The sequence below is a fragment of the Kribbella sp. NPDC026596 genome (genome assembly GCF_040638415.1).
Classification (GTDB): domain Bacteria; phylum Actinomycetota; class Actinomycetes; order Propionibacteriales; family Kribbellaceae; genus Kribbella.
This window is the reverse complement of record NZ_JBEZYF010000090.1, coordinates 15,961-33,846: the sequence shown is the minus strand read 5'-3', so window position 1 is coordinate 33,846 and position 17,886 is coordinate 15,961. Positions and strand designations below refer to the sequence as shown.

The 17,886-nt window shown below is 65.9% G+C and carries 12 protein-coding genes and 1 pseudogene; 4 read left to right on the top strand and 9 right to left on the bottom strand.

The features are described from left to right. Positions 1–678 precede the first annotated feature (678 nt). Positions 679–1,185: a hypothetical protein gene (locus AB0E63_RS41835; protein ID WP_360379065.1), complete on the bottom strand. Its 507-nt coding sequence runs from the start codon at positions 1,183–1,185 to the stop codon at positions 679–681. Positions 1,186–2,174: 989 nt separating this feature from the next. Here AB0E63_RS41835 and AB0E63_RS41830 point away from each other — a divergent pair. Then, positions 2,175–3,392 (top strand): helix-turn-helix domain-containing protein, encoded by a 1,218-nt coding sequence (locus tag AB0E63_RS41830; RefSeq protein WP_360379063.1) that lies wholly within the window; start codon positions 2,175–2,177, stop codon positions 3,390–3,392. Positions 3,393–3,965: 573 nt separating this feature from the next. On the opposite strand, the gene AB0E63_RS41825 is transcribed toward AB0E63_RS41830, so the two are convergent. Then, positions 3,966–5,129: an epoxide hydrolase family protein gene (locus AB0E63_RS41825; RefSeq protein ID WP_360379060.1), complete on the bottom strand. Its 1,164-nt coding sequence runs from the start codon at positions 5,127–5,129 to the stop codon at positions 3,966–3,968. Positions 5,130–5,260: 131 nt separating this feature from the next. Here AB0E63_RS41825 and AB0E63_RS41820 point away from each other — a divergent pair, with 131 nt between their 5' ends. The 3 genes from AB0E63_RS41820 (at position 5,261) to AB0E63_RS41810 (ending at position 7,912) form a co-directional block, all read left to right on the top strand. Continuing rightward, positions 5,261–5,830, top strand: a complete 570-nt coding sequence (locus AB0E63_RS41820; protein ID WP_360379058.1) for a TetR/AcrR family transcriptional regulator — start codon at positions 5,261–5,263, stop codon at positions 5,828–5,830. A gap of 231 nt (positions 5,831–6,061) precedes the next feature. After that, positions 6,062–6,217, top strand: a complete 156-nt coding sequence (locus AB0E63_RS41815; protein WP_360379056.1) for a TetR/AcrR family transcriptional regulator C-terminal domain-containing protein — start codon at positions 6,062–6,064, stop codon at positions 6,215–6,217. A 231-nt stretch (positions 6,218–6,448) separates the two neighbouring features. Beyond that, positions 6,449–7,912 (top strand): hypothetical protein, encoded by a 1,464-nt coding sequence (locus AB0E63_RS41810; RefSeq protein ID WP_360379053.1) that lies wholly within the window; start codon positions 6,449–6,451, stop codon positions 7,910–7,912. A 166-nt stretch (positions 7,913–8,078) separates the two neighbouring features. On the opposite strand, the gene AB0E63_RS41805 is transcribed toward AB0E63_RS41810, so the two are convergent. From AB0E63_RS41805 to AB0E63_RS41775, 7 genes and pseudogenes are all read right to left on the bottom strand, one after another. After that, positions 8,079–10,634: a S8 family peptidase gene (locus AB0E63_RS41805; protein WP_360379050.1), complete on the bottom strand. Its 2,556-nt coding sequence runs from the start codon at positions 10,632–10,634 to the stop codon at positions 8,079–8,081. Then, positions 10,627–11,595: an ATP-binding protein gene (locus AB0E63_RS41800; protein ID WP_360379048.1), complete on the bottom strand. Its 969-nt coding sequence runs from the start codon at positions 11,593–11,595 to the stop codon at positions 10,627–10,629. Before AB0E63_RS41800 ends, AB0E63_RS41805 begins: the two co-directional genes overlap by 8 nt. Positions 11,596–12,359: 764 nt before the next feature. Then, positions 12,360–12,806: a hypothetical protein gene (locus AB0E63_RS41795; RefSeq protein WP_360379045.1), complete on the bottom strand. Its 447-nt coding sequence runs from the start codon at positions 12,804–12,806 to the stop codon at positions 12,360–12,362. A 325-nt stretch (positions 12,807–13,131) separates the two neighbouring features. Continuing rightward, a complete protein-coding gene (locus AB0E63_RS41790; RefSeq protein WP_360379043.1) occupies positions 13,132–14,082 on the bottom strand; it encodes an alpha/beta hydrolase in 951 nt (316 codons plus the stop codon). 183 nt (positions 14,083–14,265) lie between these two features. Then, positions 14,266–16,860, bottom strand: a complete 2,595-nt coding sequence (locus AB0E63_RS41785) for a LuxR C-terminal-related transcriptional regulator (protein WP_360379040.1) — start codon at positions 16,858–16,860, stop codon at positions 14,266–14,268. A gap of 19 nt (positions 16,861–16,879) precedes the next feature. Further along, positions 16,880–17,062, bottom strand: a pseudogene (locus tag AB0E63_RS41780) (AAA family ATPase); the annotation flags it as partial. A 154-nt stretch (positions 17,063–17,216) separates the two neighbouring features. Then, a complete protein-coding gene (locus AB0E63_RS41775; protein ID WP_360379038.1) occupies positions 17,217–17,654 on the bottom strand; it encodes a cupin domain-containing protein in 438 nt (145 codons plus the stop codon). Between the last annotated feature and the right edge of the window lie 232 nt (positions 17,655–17,886).

The following is a 17,886-nucleotide window of genomic DNA, read 5'->3' as shown; positions in this document are numbered from 1 at the left end:
ACCGCGGCTTCTTCTTGCCCATGGACTCCATGATGAACATCCTTCCGGAGCACAAGCTCCTGATCTCGGATGTCCGTCAAAACGGGTCAGGCCCACCTGCACGCTGCGGAGCTCTGCGTCGACCAGGACGCACTTCCGGCTCGGTTGGCGAGTCACCCCAGAGCCCGGCCGATCGAGTCAGCCGCTCTCCCATCCGGTCGATCCCCTCGTCCAGCAGCTCAATAGCCCGCCGGATCGACCACCTCAGCGGCCCCAGCTCACCCGGTCCCTCGTCGTGGGCTCCTCCGTCTGGCGGTGTCGGCCCGGATTCTCGATGCATTCCCGTCACCCCTGGCTCGCGTTGCGGATGGCAACCTCTTCGAGCCAGCCTCTTTGAGCTGGATCGCGACGGAAACCCGGAACACGATGTCCAGGAGTCCTGGATATCGGCGACTCACCCACTGGTCGCTGGGATGGCCACGGGTTTCGTCAGCATGTGAAGCTGCGACATAGTGATCTCTACTGACGGTTGCGACACCTCGTCGTAGGTCTGGAGGTTGCGCTGTCCTCTCGTCGTTCAGAGGGCCGGGCCTCGTGCGTGAGCCGTCGACGAGACACGACAGCGGACGCGATCTGCGCCGACGACAGCGTCGTCCAGCAGTCTCAGGCGACGGCGGTGGCACTAGGTCCCTTGTCGCCTCACAGTTCTAGTCCCCTCTCGGTAACACCCGCGTCGAACGAGTGAGTCACGATCCTGCGATCGGTGACAATCGGATCGGCAGGACGAATGCGGGGCGGCGGCAAGTGGCGCTCCGCCGCCGCGTACAGGCGGTTTGCCGCGGAAACGACCCGGCCGCCCAGCGTCTCGATCTGCCGAACATGTGCGGTCCTGCCGACTACGCTTGTCGTCCGGGGCAAGAGATCCGCAGATGGCCGATCTGGCAAGCATCCAAAGCGCGAGAGCAGTACGTAGGCAGCCGATGTCGCTTCCAGCCTGGTGAGGCCGTAACAGCCCGAGTCACGAGAACGCTTGTGCATCCGCAGGTGAGCCAGCTCATGAGCAAGGCCCATCGTGGCCAGTGCCACTTCGAGATCGTCCGCGACAACGATCAGACGCCTTCGGTGATCGGTCTCCGCGCCGCCTGTTTCCGGCTCCATCTGTCCACGTTCGACGCGATAGCCCGCCACGATCGCTACCTGTTCCAAGGCGGCAAAGGAATCTTGTGGCTGACGCCTTGGAGGCAGTTGGAACGGCCGACCGTCAGTTTGACTGACGTCCCACACAGTCGCGACACCATGGCCCTGCACCCGACCCGCTGGGCGCTCTGTCTCCGTCGCGGCAGCGACGATTCTGATACCGGAAGCACCACGTGCGATGCGACGTCCTCTGCGCTGCCAACCCTGACGCCCCTCGACCCACTCCGCGCTCGGCATCTGCAACTTGATGAGTACCACGTTGCGAAACGATTGATCGCGAAGAGCGGCAGCCGCGTCGAGCCACCGGCACCAGGCCGCATCGGACCAGTTCCGCCTGATCTCAGTCCCGACAGCCCTACGGAGGTCGTCGACCGTCACCCGAACTCGGTTCACCTGTCCGAGCGTCGCGCCGACCCGGACGAGCCACAACCCAGAATTCGAAGTCCAGGACCCGCTGACAACACGGCCGTCTCCGGCCCTTTTCACGCGGGCCCAGCACCGGCCGCAGGATGGCAGCTCCCGTCAGCCTGGGTCAGGGGATCGGCGCTTTGAGCGGTCAAGAGCCGAACCTCTCGTTCGGGTTGGCATTGCGGTGCACGACGCCCCGCGTGGCGTTCCATATCGCCGTCACCGAACGGGACGTCGCGGCTCGCGCGATCGGTCGCCGCAGTCGCGTGTCCGTTGGCGGGTGATCCGACGGCTCAGACGTTGAGCATCTGGTGCTTCTGAGGCGCCGAACACGTCGGGAGGTTCGGATGGCAAGGGAACCGTTGCCAGTAGGCACTTGGGGGACAATCACCACTCGGGTCGTCAGCCGGGATCAGAAAGGGCAGGCACGGAAGTTCGAAGCCCGGGCGTACTTTCGGGACCTCGATGGGCATACTCGACCGGTCGCCAAGTGGGGCGACACCGCAGACCAAGCCAAGAACCGGCTTCGGGAGGCACTGAGGGCTCGCCAGCGAATCGGGAATACCGGGCACCTGAAGTCCAGCGATCGGGTGTCGACCGCAGCCGAGCTGTTCCTGGCCGAGGTGGAGGATCTCGTCGACCAGGACGTACTCGCGCCCGGAACTCACGAGACGTACAGGTACCAGTACGAGAAGAATCTTGAGCCGCGCATCGGAGGACTGCGCCTGGTCGAAGCGAGCACGCCTCGAATCAGCGACGTCGTCAAGGAGATCAGAGACCAGGTCGGCGCTGCTACTGCGAAGACCTGCAAGAGCATCCTGACCGGCACGTTCGCGCTCGCCGTCAGGCACGGCGCCCTGACCACGAATCCGGTGCGAGAGATCAAGATCCGGGCAAGCTCACGGAAGCGGCTACCGCGAGCGCTGGAGGCTGAGGAGCGAGAACAGTGGTTCGATCTGCTCCGGCAGGACGAAAGGGCCACAAAGGCCGACCTGATCGATCTGAGCAAGTTCATGGTGGCCACCGGCGAACGCATCGGCGAGAGCCTGGCTGTCACCTGGCGGGACCTGAACCGCGACACCGGTGAGATCGACTGCAGCCACCAGATCCAGCGCATCAAGGGCAAAGGACTGGTACGCAGACGGGTCAAGTCCACGGCCGGTGATCGCGTCGTCGGACTTCCGCTCTGGGCGCTGGAAATGCTGCTGGCCCGTTGGACACCAGATACCTCCTTGGACGCACCGATCTTCCCGGACAGCAAGGGCGGGTTCCGAGACCCCCACAACGTCCAGAAAGCTCTGCGAAATGCTCGCCGTCCGGTCGGTAGCAAGCGACGCCAGCAGCTGGGACGAGTACTTCGCGACCACCGTCGCAACGCCGGCTTCACGCAAGAACAGGTCGTTGCCAAGCTCGACTGGCGCAAAACTCGGATCAGCCTGATCGAGACCGGACGCGTGCGCCTGACCGCCGACGAGGCTGCCACTCTGGCCGACGTCTACCGTCTCACCAAGACCGATCGGGCCGCTCTGCTTGAGCTCACGGAGCTGGCCGGCATGCGGTCCCTAGCTGACGAGCTCGAATGGGTCACAGCCCACGTGTTCAGGAAGACCACCGCAACGATCCTCGAGAACGCCGGACAGACGCCGCGGCAGATCGCCGACCAGCTCGGCCACTCCCAGACCTCGACAACAGTCGACGACTACTTCGGCCGCCGCCGCCGAAATCCGGAGGCCGCCCAGCACCTCGAGGCCGCCATGAGAGACATCCACGAGCAAGATCGCGAACCACTAACACAGCCCGAACTGTAATCCCGCTCCGGATCCTCGGAATGGAACAGCCGACTACCGCAGGACACCAACATCGACTTCACGCCTGCGGTGATGCTGTTCCGGTCGGTGCCGCGTTCCGCAGCATGCCCGCTTCGCGGCCTCCGCTGGTCCGGCCGCGATCGGTCTGGAACGGACAACCTGCCCAGTGCTGCCGCCTTGACGGGCGGTGCCGCCGCTTCCCGGATCGGCCACGCCGACTCGCGAATCGAACAGCGTCTCTTTGATCGGCTGTGGCGCCGCGGGCCGCGACGTCCGGGTCTCAAGACCGCCTCCGAAGCCTGGTTGCGTAGATGCATGTCGCTACGTAGGTCTCGGCGCGCCAGATCCCAAGCCGGCCACACCACTGACGTCTCGCACCCGCTCCGCGATGTTCTCGATCGCCAGGCGAGGTGCCTGTGAACAGTCGGCCAACTGCTTCTTCACTTCAGAAGACATCGAGGACAACCGCCCCGCCAGGCCTCTCGCGCGATGTTCCACACCTGGATGAGTTCCTTTGGTCGGCTCAGTGAAGCCTGAGTGGTACGTGGGCGCTCTTGAGCTCGCGCGTTGGCGTCAGGAACGAAGGCTGCGCAGGCCGGTGCGGATTTCGCTGACCAGGGTCTCGGGCTGTTCCAACGCCGCGAAGTGCCCGCCCTTGTCGGCCTCGCCGTAGTGGATCAGGTTGCTGTAGGTGTCTTCGATCCAGCTTGGTGGCAGGCGTGGGATGTCCCTCGGGAAGACGGTCACCGCGACCGGAAGCGTCAGCTTCGGGCCGGCGAGAGTGGCCGATCTGTTCTCCCAGTAGATGCGGCCGGACGACGCTGCGCTGTTGGTGAACCAGTAGAGGGATATCGCGTCGAGCATGTCGTCCATGCTGAGGACGTCCTCGGCGAGCCCTTGGTTGTCGGTCTTGGACTGGAACTTCTCGTAGATCCAGGCTGCCTGACCAGCCGGAGAGTCCGCCAGGGCGAATCCGACAGTCTCCGGCCTCGTGCCCTGAAGATGGTTCGACCCGCCGAGATCGCCGGTGTAGAGGGCGAGGGTCTCCACGGCGTAGCGCTCTTCGGGCGACAAGGTGTCGGGGATCTGTGCGGGAAAGGCGTACTGCGTGTTCAGATGAATTCCGAGAAGCCCCTCAGGTTGCATGGCCCCGAGGGCGGTGGTGACGACGGCACCCCAATCGCCTCCTTGCGCGGCCCATCTCGTGTAACCCAGACGCTTCATCAGCTCCGCCCAGGCGCCTGCGACGCGGGCTACAGTCCACCCGGTCTCCGTGGGCTTCTGGGAGAACCCGAACCCGGGGAGCGACGGGACGACGACGTCGAACGAATCGGCGGCGTCTCCTCCGAACCGAACCGGATCGGTCAGCGGGCCGATCAGCTTCAGGAACTCGACGATCGAGCCCGGCCATCCGTGCGTGAGTATCAGCGGCATCGCGTTGGGATTCTTGGACCTGACGTGGATGAAGTGGATGTCCAGCCCAGCAAGCTCGGTCAGGAACTGGGGGAAGCGATTGAGCTCGGACTCGAAGCGCCGCCAGTCGTAGCCGCGCTCCCAGTAGTCGACCAGAGATCTGGCGTTCTCCACGCGAACCCCCTGCGACCAGTCGCCCACCGTTTCCGGATCCGGCCATCGAGTTCTGGCCAGTCGCTGCTTCACGTCGTCGATCTCCGCATCCGAGATCGAGACGGTGAACGGACGGACGAGGGTCGAGGCCGGTGGCATCGGTGCGGTCATTGCCTTCTTCTCTTCTCCTGAGCTTCGAAGCACAGCGCAACTCCCGTTGCACACTAGTGTGCAGTCTATGTCGTTGCACACTGGTGTGCAACAATGGTGGCGTGCCCACCGAGTCCTCCCGCGTGCGGTCGATGAACGAGACACGCGATCGCATCCTCGACGTCGCCCTCGATGTGCTGGGAGAGAACCCCGACGCCGGAATGGGCGACATCGCCTCCGCTGCCGGCGTCGTCCGTCGCACGGTCTACGGCCATTTCCCCTCGCGCCTCGACCTGGTTCGGACACTCACGGAACGGGCCGTCATCGAGGTGACAGCAGTGCTCACCGAGGTCAACGCCTCCGACGCGGAAGCGGACGCCACGTGGGTCGAATTCATCGCCCGCGTCTGGCCGGTGGCGCACCGGTACCGAGTGTTGTTGGCGCTGCGCCGGGGCGAGTACGGCGAGGCGATCCACGGCCTGCTCGGGCCAGTCGATGAGCTCCTCGCCGACCTCGTGAAACGGGGCCAGGACAGCGAGGTGTTCGCACACCACCTGCCGGCGGGCATTCTGAGCCAGGTTGCCTACGGCGTCGTATTCGCCATCGCGGACAGCGACCTGTCGAACGGGACCCTCGGCGCCCGGGCAGCGACGATCACGAGCCTGCTGATGCTGGGAGTTCCCGAGACGCGCGCAATCGCTCTCGTGGGCGACCAGCCCTGACCCGCAACACTCGAGCGACGCCGCGGATCATCGTGCTCCGGACACGACATCGTCAGCGCGCCGGCAAGAATCCGGTGAGAACAGTGTGATCGCGACGATGCCGACCGGTCTCCAGTCGTTCTGCCCAGCTGAAGGACACTCGAACTGGCCGTTCAGCGGAACTCGCCACTCACTCCAGAAGGCTGAAGGCGCCTGTGCGAGTGAGTCGATTCCGGCCGCCCTATCGCCCACGTGGCAGCCGAGCAGTTCGGCGCGCTGGTGACCGCGCCGCTGGAGAACCGCTCCCGCCTCGGCACCCGAAAGATCACCACGACCGAGCTCGAAGAGGTCACGCGGAACGCCGTCCAGACCTTCCTGTGCGCCTTCGGCTCAGAGCAGCCGCACTAGACACGGGCAGGTCGCAACCACGACACGTCGCCAGCCGCCAGTGCCGGGCCGCAGCGGTGCAACACCAGCCTGAGGCCCCGCCGCACGCGAGGCGGCGACAGCCCAGATCGACCGCGCCCGGCCCCATCCGTACGGGTGTCCTTCCGCGAGTACCCAGCCAGCCATCGGACCTGTGCGCAGATCTGCGCGCGGCACATTGAGCGGTTGTTCCGCCTGCGTGGGTGTGCGAGCGTGCGAACAGTCATCAGCGATCGGCAGGGGTGGTCGACAGTGCAGCGTTGGGACCCAATCAACGAGCGGCAACGCGAGGTCCTCGTGCGCATTGCGGCCGGCGAGGACCTGAGCGGGGATGCGAACATCCCGTCCCGGACCTCCGCCGGCGCATTGCGCAACAGAGGACTGATCACCATTCATCGGCATGCAGGCCGCTGGGACGCCGACATCACCGAGGTGGGCAAGTTCTACCTGGCCAACGGCCATCACCCGGACGATCCCCGGCACGCACAGGACACAACTCGTCCGACGACGCCCATCCACCGCCATACGCAATCGAGCGGCCAAGCAGCCTCACCGACGCCGCCCGCGCAGACGAAGCCGGCGTCCGCAACCGTGACCGACAGACGACGCAGCGCCGCCGACGAACTGGCGAAACGACTCGCCGCCGAGGGCTCGATCCGCGTCAACGTGGCGACGGAGGCGGACAAGACACACTGGCGCCGGGTGATCGACTTCGCCAAGCGCCACAACCTCCCACCTGCCGGCACCCGCATCGAGAAGACTCAACTGCACCCGGACGCCTTGCAGATCCGCCTCCTCAGCGGTCCCCATCCGAACGCCGGCGACGCAACCAGCGAACTCCCGCCGATCCCCGTCCCGGACCGGCTGCGGTCCCCGCACCCAGCGGTCGCAGATCTGAAAACCGACAAGAACCGGCTGATGATGCCTGCACCGTTGCGACATCGCAGCCTCGTCATTCTCCAGGCCCTCGCTGCTGAGCTGACGAAGCGAGGCCACGAGGTACGGCGCAGTCCAGTGCCCGAGCGACACATCCACGGTGGCTATCACCTCGGGCCGCAGTACCTCGAACCGAGCTACGCGCGCCGCGACGGTGTGATCGAGGTCGTCATCGGAGAGAACCGGTACCCGATCACCATCAGTCAGGAAAGTCCGAACTCCGCCGACCCCGAGAAGGCAGATCGCCTCCTCGTGGACCTGGGATGGGGCCGGCGCCAGCACAAATGGGCAGATCGCAAGCGCTCGACCGTGGAGCACCGCCTGGCCGAAATCTGCCACGAACTCGAGACCCGCGCAGCCGAGGACGACGTACGGCGTGCCGAAGCAGCGCAGGCAAAAGAGGAGAGACGCCGACTGTGGACAGCGGCGATGGAACTGGCGAACGACCAAGCGATCACCGCACACCGAAGCCAGGTACTCATCGGCGAGGTACAGCGGTGGAGGCTCGCGACCGAGATCCGTCAGTACTGCGACGCACTCGAGCGCAATGTCGACCCAGCCGACGAGAGCGCGACCTGGATCGCTTGGGCGCGCTCCCACGCGGATGCCATCGATCCCCTGATCTCCCCGCCGGCCTTCCCCATCGACCCGGACCTGAAGCCGGAAGATCTCAAACCGCACCTCGGCCGCTGGAGCCCGTACGGACCCGACGGAGACGCCCGCGACTGGCTGCACCGCTAGCCGTCTTGGCGCTCAAGTCGCACGCGGTCAGCCTCCGCCCTCCCAACCGAGCGCTGGTCAGCACGGGCGCGAGACGACGGCAACGAATGCGCGGTCTGGCAAAACCTCGAATAGACCTCGAGTACTGCCCCTGGGGGAGATCGCAGATCCCGGCCAGGAGAGACGGTCACTGGGCCTGGATCGGCACTGGGATCGACAGCAGGTTCGCGATCGGCGTATAGAGGTCAATGTCCTCAGCGGCGGTGCGCAGCGACACGAGGAGCGCATAACGGATCGGGAGGTCGGACCTGTCCCGTCGGCGGTTGTTCTTCCACCAGCCGCCGACCGGATAGACGGCGATCGAATTGCAGCCGGCGAGCTCGGCGCCCGTGCCGTACCAGTCGTCCTGGTGCAGCGCCCCGAGGTGCCGCTGGTAGGCGCCGACCAGCCAACGATCAGAAGTAGTTGCAGCACCTGCGCCATTGCCCTCCTCCGACTGCGCCTCGCGATTGACCCGCTGGACGAACTCCTGCTGAGTCTCGAGCGTGCCCTGCAGATCGAACCGCAGTCCGTGCGATGCGTAGGCGTAGCGCTGCCGCCAACCCCGCCGAGATGCCGACGGCTCGACGAAGTACGAGAGCGTGACACGCAGTCGTACGTCGGCTTCACCCAGCGCGAGTAGTACGTCGCTGGGCCACGGCAGGGTGTGGAGACGGAAGCGCCGTACGCGAAGCTCGTCGCCCTCGAAGGGGACGAACTGGTCCTGGCTGACCATCGTGACCGCCTGGCCACTCGAGGCGAGAACAGACTCCTCGGACGGGACGCCCCATCCATGGCGTCGCAGCAACTGGAGCTTGTCCCGCTTCGGGCCGGCCGCGTCGATCTCGCCGCGCATGGCAGGCGTCCAGTCGGCGGCGTGTGTGAGCAGGCCGCGGATCGTCTCCGGCCAGTAGTCCGGGTACCGCGCGATTGCCTTGGCCGCCAGCCGGGCAGCCTGGGCGGTGGCCGCACTGGTGGCATTCGCGGAGATGAGCGCGACGTCGTTCGCGATGCCGGTACTGCGGAGCGACAGGAGCGGATGCCGATTCTCGAAACCAGTCGCGCCGTCGGTCAGGACGTTTCCACCCTCCATGCAGATGTCGGGCTTGATCGGCCACTTGCGCTGGTCGAACAGCACCGACGTCCGGCTGTGCGGCGACAGCTCGCCTTTGCCGGCCTGAGGCGTCCAGCCGTGATACTGCGGGTCGTCCGGGACGTCGACGAGGTTCGTATGGGCGCCAACTGTCAGCACGTTCCAGGCCTGCGCCGGATCCTCGACCGTTGACGTGTCGGATTCGGTCCGAAAGTCCGACTGGCAGTTGTCGACGTTGCCCGTGGCAACGAGGATCAGCTTGGCTGCGTTCGGGTCCGGAGTCGTGATCAGCTGCAATTCGTCGCCCTCGCGCGTCACAGCCGTACCGGCCGCCAACGCATCGACCGTCGCCGACCAGAGGGTCGGCTCCCCCGCGCGATCAGGCGGCGTGCTGATCGACAGACAGAACACACGCCGCCGTCGAGCAGTGATCTCAGGCAGCATGACCGCCTCGACCGTGGCGGAGCCGTAGTCACGCGGATCATGTTGCGGCTCGCTCTTAGCCGGGAGCATCTTGACCGACTCCAGGCGGTGGTTCAGCTCGACGACTTCGTTGCCGATCAGCAACTCGTCCAATGATCCGCCGAACAGGGCGAGGCCAGCCATCGAGGTGCCATGGCCCTGAAGGTCGTTGCCAGAGGCGCCGATGATGGTGTGCTGGTCGGCCTCATCGAGCGAATCGGTCAGCAGCAGGTGATTGCGGCTGACCCCGCTGTCGAGATGGCAGACAGCAGGCGCGTGCCCGGGCGCCGGGCTCAGCCTGGCGGCGAGATCTTCGACGTACTCACCCTGCTCGACGGCGGACAGATCCTCGATGGTATCGACGAACTCGGGACGCCGAATCTCGGCGATCGGAATGCTGGTGACCGGCAGGAGTTCGAGTTGGGCCCAGGTGGACTCGACCCACAGGACGCGACGCTCACCGAGGGTCATCGACCTCGGGATCGACCGCAACTGGTATGTACGGATGAACCCATCGATGTTCTCGTGGTTCGGACGCGTCATGTCCAGCCACAGCTCCCACCATCGCTTTCCTTCGCGCAGAGGTTCACCCTCGGATGTCCAAAGGTCGTCGAGAAGAACACGACGGATCCGCGCAATGTTGGCGACGAGCGCTTGATTGCGCGGATTGCCTTCCGGTGCCGTCCACCTGTCGGGGTTACCCCGAGTGCTGACCTTGGTCAGGTAGTCTTCGAACACCTGCAGGAATTGGGCCCGATATTCATCGGCCACCCAAACGGTTGCCCGTTCAGGCTGATCACCGACGGACGGTTGCACGGACAGCAGTAGCCATCGAGGGCGCTTCGGTGTGGTCTGATGCCTGCTCATCGTTGTCAGTGGGTCGATCTGCAGAGGATAGGAAGCGTCGGCGCCCTCGAGCACGACTATCGTTCCGAGAGCACGCAGTTCCTCGACATCGAGACCGGCCTCGCCCCGCGCGTGGAGGTCCTCGCTGAACGCTCGGTTCAACTGGCTCTGCAACGCAAGACCGTGGGCCCGCCGTTCAACGGGACGGACGCGCGGGTTGCCGCTGCCTCCTCGATGGAAGTCCTCGTCGGCGGCGTGCTCGATGACGAGGAGGTGATCGAGGTGCCGCAGGTCCTCAGCCAACGTTGGACGAGCGTCGGGCGGCCAGGGCCGCGATCAGATCGTCTCTGTCAACGTGCGCCTCGCCGCGCATCAGCGCAGCTTTCGCTGCGGCCTCGGCGGCCTTGACGAGATCGGCATGACTCAGTCCATCGCAGTACTCGCTGAGCTTGGCGAGGCTGGTCCCCTTGGTCAAGGATCCCAGGCGTGCCCGGATTACCGCGACAGCCTGCTTGGCATCCGGTCGGTCGTAGGTCAGCACTAGATCGAACCGACGGAATAGTGCGCGATCGAGGATGGCGCGGTGGTTGGTCGCTGCAACAACCAGGGATTCAGGGCTCGCGTGCTCCAGGAAGACCAGGAATGAGTTCAGGACACGTCGGGCCTCGCCGACGTCGTTGCCTGCGCGGTCAGCGCCCAAGGCATCGAACTCGTCGAAAAGATAGACACCACGACGGTTCGCGACCTCGTCGAAGACGAGGCGGAGCTTGCTGGCTGTCTCGCCCATGAACTTGCTCATGAGTGAATCCAGACGAACCGTGTACATCGGCAGCGCCAGTTCGTGGGCGAGCACCGACGCGGTCATTGTCTTCCCCGTGCCCGGCGGGCCTTCCAGCAGGAGCCTGTGCACCGGGGAGAACCCACTGTCGAGCAGGCGCTTACGCTGGCGTTGCTCGGCGATGACCTGCTTGAGCTGCGCCGTCAAGGCCGGCGGTAAGACGAGGTCACGGAGGCTGAGCTCCGGGTGGGTGGTGAGAATGAGGTCAGCGAGATCCCCGCGAGGCTGGGTGAGCTTGGTGACGTTGCTGCGCGGCGTGACCTGCCGCGATGCGTCGACCGCCTTCTTAATGTCCGCGGCAAGAGTGTGGTGGCCTTGTTTCGCCTCACGCGCGGCGATCTGCAGGGCGACCGAATAGAACGCTGAGTCGTCACCGGAAGCATGGCTGCGGACCATCGCAGTGATGTGCTCCCCCAGCCCAGCCACTGGTCTCCTCCTGACGTTGGCGACGTACGCCATTTCTATCCTACGGGTCTGACGGTTCTGGGAGCGCCCGACACCAGTCGAGGATCGCTGGGCTCGACCACGCCGCCGGCACATGTATCGCACTGACCTGTGAGCAGGGCCACGAGGCATCGCGAAGGCATGTGGCATAGCGCCAGATCCCAAGGCCTTGCAGGGCAAAGTAGTGAGTAAACCGTGAGTTGGGGCCTGGAAGTTATCACTTCCGGGATATATTCCCAGGTCGGAGAGCCGGTGGGGGGACTCGAACCCCCAACCACCGCTTTACAAGTGCGAGGGTCTGCCTACGCGGCGTTGTCTACAGGCGGAATGCCTGACATTTCGCGTGTCTCTGCTGTCAAATCTGGCCTGATTCGACTGGGGTTCATTGACAGACCCATTGACAGCGTCGAGCCGGCTCGCCCCGGCGCGAACAGGTCGGTGAATCACGTCGAAGACGATCTCGTTTGCCAGACGGTAGAAGTCCGTGCCGTCGGTGACCGCGCGGCCTCGACCGGTAGCAGCCGTCGTGGCCATGTTCCGTCCTTGGCGCCGTCGGCCAGCGATCCGGCGATCTGCCGGCATGGCTCAGTGTTGAGAACCGATCGTTCTCGACACTTCCCCGGGCGCCGCTTGTTGAGCGACGTTCGATCTTCAGCGAATGCGCCACCGTCCTTCAGTAACTCCGCCTCGATCACGACGCCGTCTCCGTGAGTTCGCACCGCGATCCGCAACACGATCCTCAGGCATCATGCGCCGCTGGGCGCGCACCGAGAAGCTCGGTCGTCCTTGTGGAAGTCGACCTTGGCGACGGCGTGCGGTTCGAGATTGGCGAATGCCGCCTCGAAGATCACCCGGCCAGGCCCAGGGACGGCGTACCGGTCGTTGGCAGCGCGGGCGGCTTCGTCGTCCATCGTGTTGGTGAAGGCGTAGTGGAACTGCTTCGCCGTCATCGCGAAGGTCCTGCGCTTGTTCGCCGGGTTCCTCAGCGCTGGGAATCCGCCGCGAAGCAACCTGGGCGGCAAGCGCAGAACGCCCTTGACCGGTGCTGGCGACAGGGCGACTCCGGCCGCGCCTAGGCCCCGGTCGAGCAGCAGCTCGGTCGCTAGTCCGCCGGTGGAGCCCCATGATGATCGGCGGAGCGGGTGGAGACTGCGGATGATCCAGTCGTAGTGCGGTACGGCCAACCCACTCATCCGGTCCTTTACGCGTGGCTTCGGTGTCAAAACTCGAGCCGTTGCCGGAGCGCAATCCGGAGCGCCTCCGCCTCGGTTGGCGATATCCGTTCGACGAACCTCGCCAGGGTTCGGGCGCTGTTACAACTGCCGTCGAGGGCCTGGCGCATCATTCGGGCGCTGTCTTCCTCTCTGGTCAACGCTGGCCGGCCCTGGACCTGGCGTAGCTCCGGCGGACTTCTTCCGCCGCGGCCGCCCGAGGCTCGATCGGTCTGAACACGCTGGTTCCCCACTCTGGCCCTCGTCCGATCGGGTGGGCATCAACTGCCCACCCGATCGTTCGCTGCTACTTGGTGCCCAGTGCCTTCCGCAAGACGTGAATGGCCTGCTCCACCGCACCGGTCACGGCGGCGGTCTCGCGCAGCGGGTTGAGCATCATGAAGTCGTGGATGATGCCGTTGTAGCGGACGCTCGTGGTGCGCACCCCGGCTTCGGTGAGCTTGCGGGCGTATGCTTCGCCCTCGTCGCGCAGTACGTCGTTCTCGTCGACGATCAGGAACGTCTCCGGCAGCCCGGCGAGCTCCTCGAGGTCGGCCCGCAGCGGTGAGGCGGTGACCTCGGCGCGACGATCCAGATCCGGCAGGTAGGCGTCCCAGAACCACGCCATCCCTTTGGCAGTCAGGAACGGGCCGTCGGCGAACTCGCGGTAGCTGTCGGTGTCCATGCCGGCGTCGGTCACCGGGTAGTACAGCGACTGGTGCACGAAGCTGACGTCGCCGCGGCGCTTGGCCAGGATCGCCACCGCCGCGGTCATGTTGCCGCCGACGGAGTCGCCCGCGATCGCGAGACGGCCCGGGTCGAGGCCCTCATCGCGACCATGGCTGGTGATCCACCGCGCGGTGGCGTAAGCCTGCTCGATGGCGACCGGGTAATGGGCCTCGGGCGAGCGGTCGTACTCGACGAACACGGTCGCGGCACCGACACCGACGGACAGCTCGCGCACGAGCCGGTCGTGGGTGCCCGCGTTGCCGAGCACCCAGCCGCCGCCGTGGACGTACAAGATGGTGGGCAGCACCCCGTCGGCACCGACCGGCTTGACGATCCGAACCCGGACGTCACCGACCTCGGCCGGCACCGTGATCCACTTCTCGTCGACGGCCGGCTTGTCGATCGGGGCTGCCTGGATGTCGTCCAGCACCTTCCGGGCGCCATCCGGCCCCAGCTGGTAGAGGAACGGGGGCTTTGAAGTCGCATCGGCGATCTCCTGCGCCGCGGCCTCGAGGATGTGCTTCGTCACTGTTCAGGTCCTTCCGTCAGGGCCTCGCTTCGACACCACGACGTTGTGGAGGCCGCCCCCGTGGCGGGACCGCGTCTGCTATACAGATAAGGACCGGACAGCCCGACCCGGTGTGACGGCCATCACGAATTCACTGCCACCTCATGAGACCGGCGCGGCCGCGAAGTCGCCGACAGGCGCGGTTCAGACGACGGGTGTCGCCAGGGCGACTCCCAGTTGGCGGCGACTGGTGACGTGCAGCTTCGCAAACACCTTCCTCAGGTGCCACTCCACCGTATGGCGGCTGAGGTAAAGCTCGGCTCCGATCTCGACATTGGTCCGTCCATCTGCGGCGAGCCGGGCGATGTGCAACTCCTGCGCGGTGAGCTGATGGTGCTCGTCGACTGCTCGCTGGCGCACCTTCTCTCCGGTGGCGGCGAGCTCTCGCCGAGCTCGCTCGGAGAACGCCAGCACTCCCATCGCTGCGAGAGACTCATGTGCCTGACGGAGAACGACGCGCGCATCGGTACGGCGACCCACACGACGCAACCATTCGCCGTACAGCAGCTGGGCTCGCGCCAGTTCGACGCGCACGCCGGTGCGCCCCAGGCGGTCGATCGCTTCTGTGTAGAGACTGTCAGCGTTGGCATCGTCGCTGAGTTGTGCCTGAGATCGTGCCGCCACGCCCAACGCCCAATCCGTCCCGCAGACGCCGGCGGCCTCAGAGAGGAGGTTCGCTGCAAACGCCGCGGTCGGGAGGTCACCGGAACGCACGGCTGCCTCGACCAGCTCGGCCATCGCCCAGCCGCCTGGCTGGGTCTCGATCGGAAGCAACGACAAATGCCCGTCCTCGGAGGTAGCGAAGATCTGGCGGCAGTGCGCGAGCGCTGCGGCGTAATCCCCGTTGCCGTTGCACAGCAGCGCATTTGTCCAGTGAGAGATTGTCAAAATTAATCCCTCACCACGCACCAGCGCGTTCTCTGCCGCCGTCGCGATCACCGGCGCCGCCTGTTCCCGGTTGCCGCGGAAGGCAGCAAGCCCCATCGCGGCGTACGGGTGCAAGGGGATGCCCGCCACCTCGGCCAGCGCCCGGGCTTCGTCGAGCAGAGCGGCCGCTCCGGCCAGATCCCCACTGAAAAGATGAGGGTAGACCACACTGTTCAGTGCGAACTGGAGTGCCACCAAGGCGCCCGACTCCCGAGCGAGCTGGAGATGCCGACTGGCCAACCGCGTCCAAGCGGAGTCGTCCCAGACGTTGGCGGCCGCGATGCCGGCGAGCACCATGAACCGCAGCCCCTCGTCGATGGAGACGTCATCAGTTTCGTATGCGCGGCCGGCGCTCCTCATCAGCGGAGCGGCGGCGACGAAACCATCCTCAAGCAACACGGCAATGCTCTGCAGTAGTAGATCGCTTCGACGTGGCTGGGGTAGGCCAGGTGCGGCGCGGGCCGCCTGTGCAACCTCCAGCGCTCCGGGCTCACCGGCCAGCCGTCCGGCGAACAGCGTCGCTTCGAGAGCCGCGACGTAGGTATCGAGCGCGAGCGGGAGGTCGAGCGGCTCCAGGCGACGGGCAGCCGTCAGCAGCAGAGGCAGAGCTTCACTCCCGCGGTTCGAGGCGAAGCCGATCTGTGCCCGCAGTACCTCGGCGCGAGCGAGTTGTACGTCGGTCAGGACCTCGAACTCGGCGCCCGTCAGAGCTCGCACGGCGTCGTCGAACGATCCTGCGTGCACCATGGTCTGGGCGGCATTAAGTGCGCGGTCAGCTCGTGCGGGCCCGGCCGGCGTCAGCGCGGCCGCGCGTTCCAGGAATGCGCCGGCGGCGGCAAGACCTCCCTGAGCCAGGGCGCGCCCGGCTGACTGCTCAAGCTCGGCGGCAACCGCTTCATCCGGACCGGTAGCCGCGTGCGCGCGGTGCCACGCCCGCCGATCCGGGTCCCGCTCCGGATCTGTGGCCTCCGCCAGCGCTCGGTGAACCGCCTTCAAATCCGTCACCTCGGCCGAGCGATACACCGCCGAGCGCACGAGCGGGTGACGGAACCGCACCGTCCCCCGAACGTCGACCAGCCCCGCCGCCTCGGCGGGGATCACTGAGTCCATGTCCACGCCGAGTTGTTCGGCGGCCCGCCACAGCAGGCCGACATCTCCAAGCGGCTCGGCCGCCGCGATCAACAGGAGGCGCCGAGTCTGCGGTGGGAGCGGTTCGACCTGACGGCGAAGTCCCTCCTCCATTCGACGCGTAAAGCTCGCGGCAGCTGGGAGTTCCGGGCCGAACGTGAGCTCGGTCGCTGAGGACCATCTGGGCAACTCCAAAAGCGCCAGCGGATTGCCTCGTGTCTCGGCCAGGATTCGATCGCGCACACGCGAGTCCAACGGGGTCGTAACCGCCGCGTCCAGCACCGCAACCGCGTCGTTCTGGCTCAAACCGTCGATCATCAACTGCGGAAACCCTGCCCATGACTCATCGCCTTCACCTGTCCGGGTAGCGAAAACCATGACAACCGGCTCAGCCGCCAACCGGCGGGCCACGAACGCGAGAGTCTGTGCGGAGGCGTAGTCAAGCCACTGCGCATCGTCGACCAGGCAAACCAGGGGGCGATCAGCCGCACGTTCGGACAGGAGAGTCAAGACCGCCAGCCCGATCAAGAACCGATCAGGCGGTCTCCCAGCCCGCAACCCGAGCGCGGTCCCGAGGGCCTCTGCCTGCGGTGCCGGCAGCCCGTCCAGCCCGTCGAGCAAAGGGCTGCACAGCTGATGAACTCCGGCGAACGGAAGTTCCATCTCGGACGACGCCAGCGGCACGGACGAGCCGACAGTCCGCCGCGGCGTCGCGCAAGTAGTCGAGCAACGCCGTCTTGCCGATTCCAGCCTCACCTTCCACCACAAGCACGGCGCTGTGGCCCGAGCGGGCGGTCTGGATCAAACCGAGAAGGATCTCGCACTCTTGGTGTCGCCCCCGCAGCGACCGCGAAGAGCGGGCTCCGCGATGCACCACTGCCTCCATGACGCTTGAGAGATGCAGCCGGACGGCGCCCCAGACGATCGGCCAATGCCTCATCCGAGATTCTCACTCCCCCTACGACCCGGCAACCCTCAACACCGCCAGATGCCCGCCGAAGCAGCGGTGAAATGCTTGCGGCGCCAAACGTCCAACGTCGTCAATAGGCACGACGGGCGCGCCGATTCCGGCGCCCGGCCAGCTCCTCGTCAGACACTGGAGCGAACATCGGCGCGCCAGGCTCGCACAGCATTGTGAGCGTGAATCGAAGCGGAATGTCGTAACGGTAGTTCGCATCCTGATAGTGGATGACGTCCCCGCCGGGCTCCCAGAACGCCTCTCCAGACCGGACGACCCGCTCCGGCAGACCCTCCACTTCGAACAACATCTCGCCCCCGAGCACGTAGCCGAACGCGGGCCCCGGGTGCCGATGCGGTGGCGCCCCCCGATCCCCCGGCGGGTATTCCACCACGACGGTACATACACAGGCACCCGCAGGGATGAATGCAGGTGCGACCTCTTGCAACACCGTCAGCGCACTCCGCCAAGCGGCCGATCCGGCCACTGGGCAGCCACCACCGGCGTCAGAGTCGTACACACGACCTCCTCACTACCTGAACCTCGGCAGCGCCCGACCCTGCCTGACTTCTCGCCCGAGGGCGCGTCACACCTACGACCGGATAGCCCTTCGAAGTGTGACAACCCCCGCATTCCACCACCCAAGGCGCTAGGAACCACCGAGGCTCCCCCAAAGTCGTTCAAGCAACCCTCCCGACTCCTCGGGTTGGCGATGTTTGACCTTTCGTCGGGGTCTCTAGGGCGTCGCACCT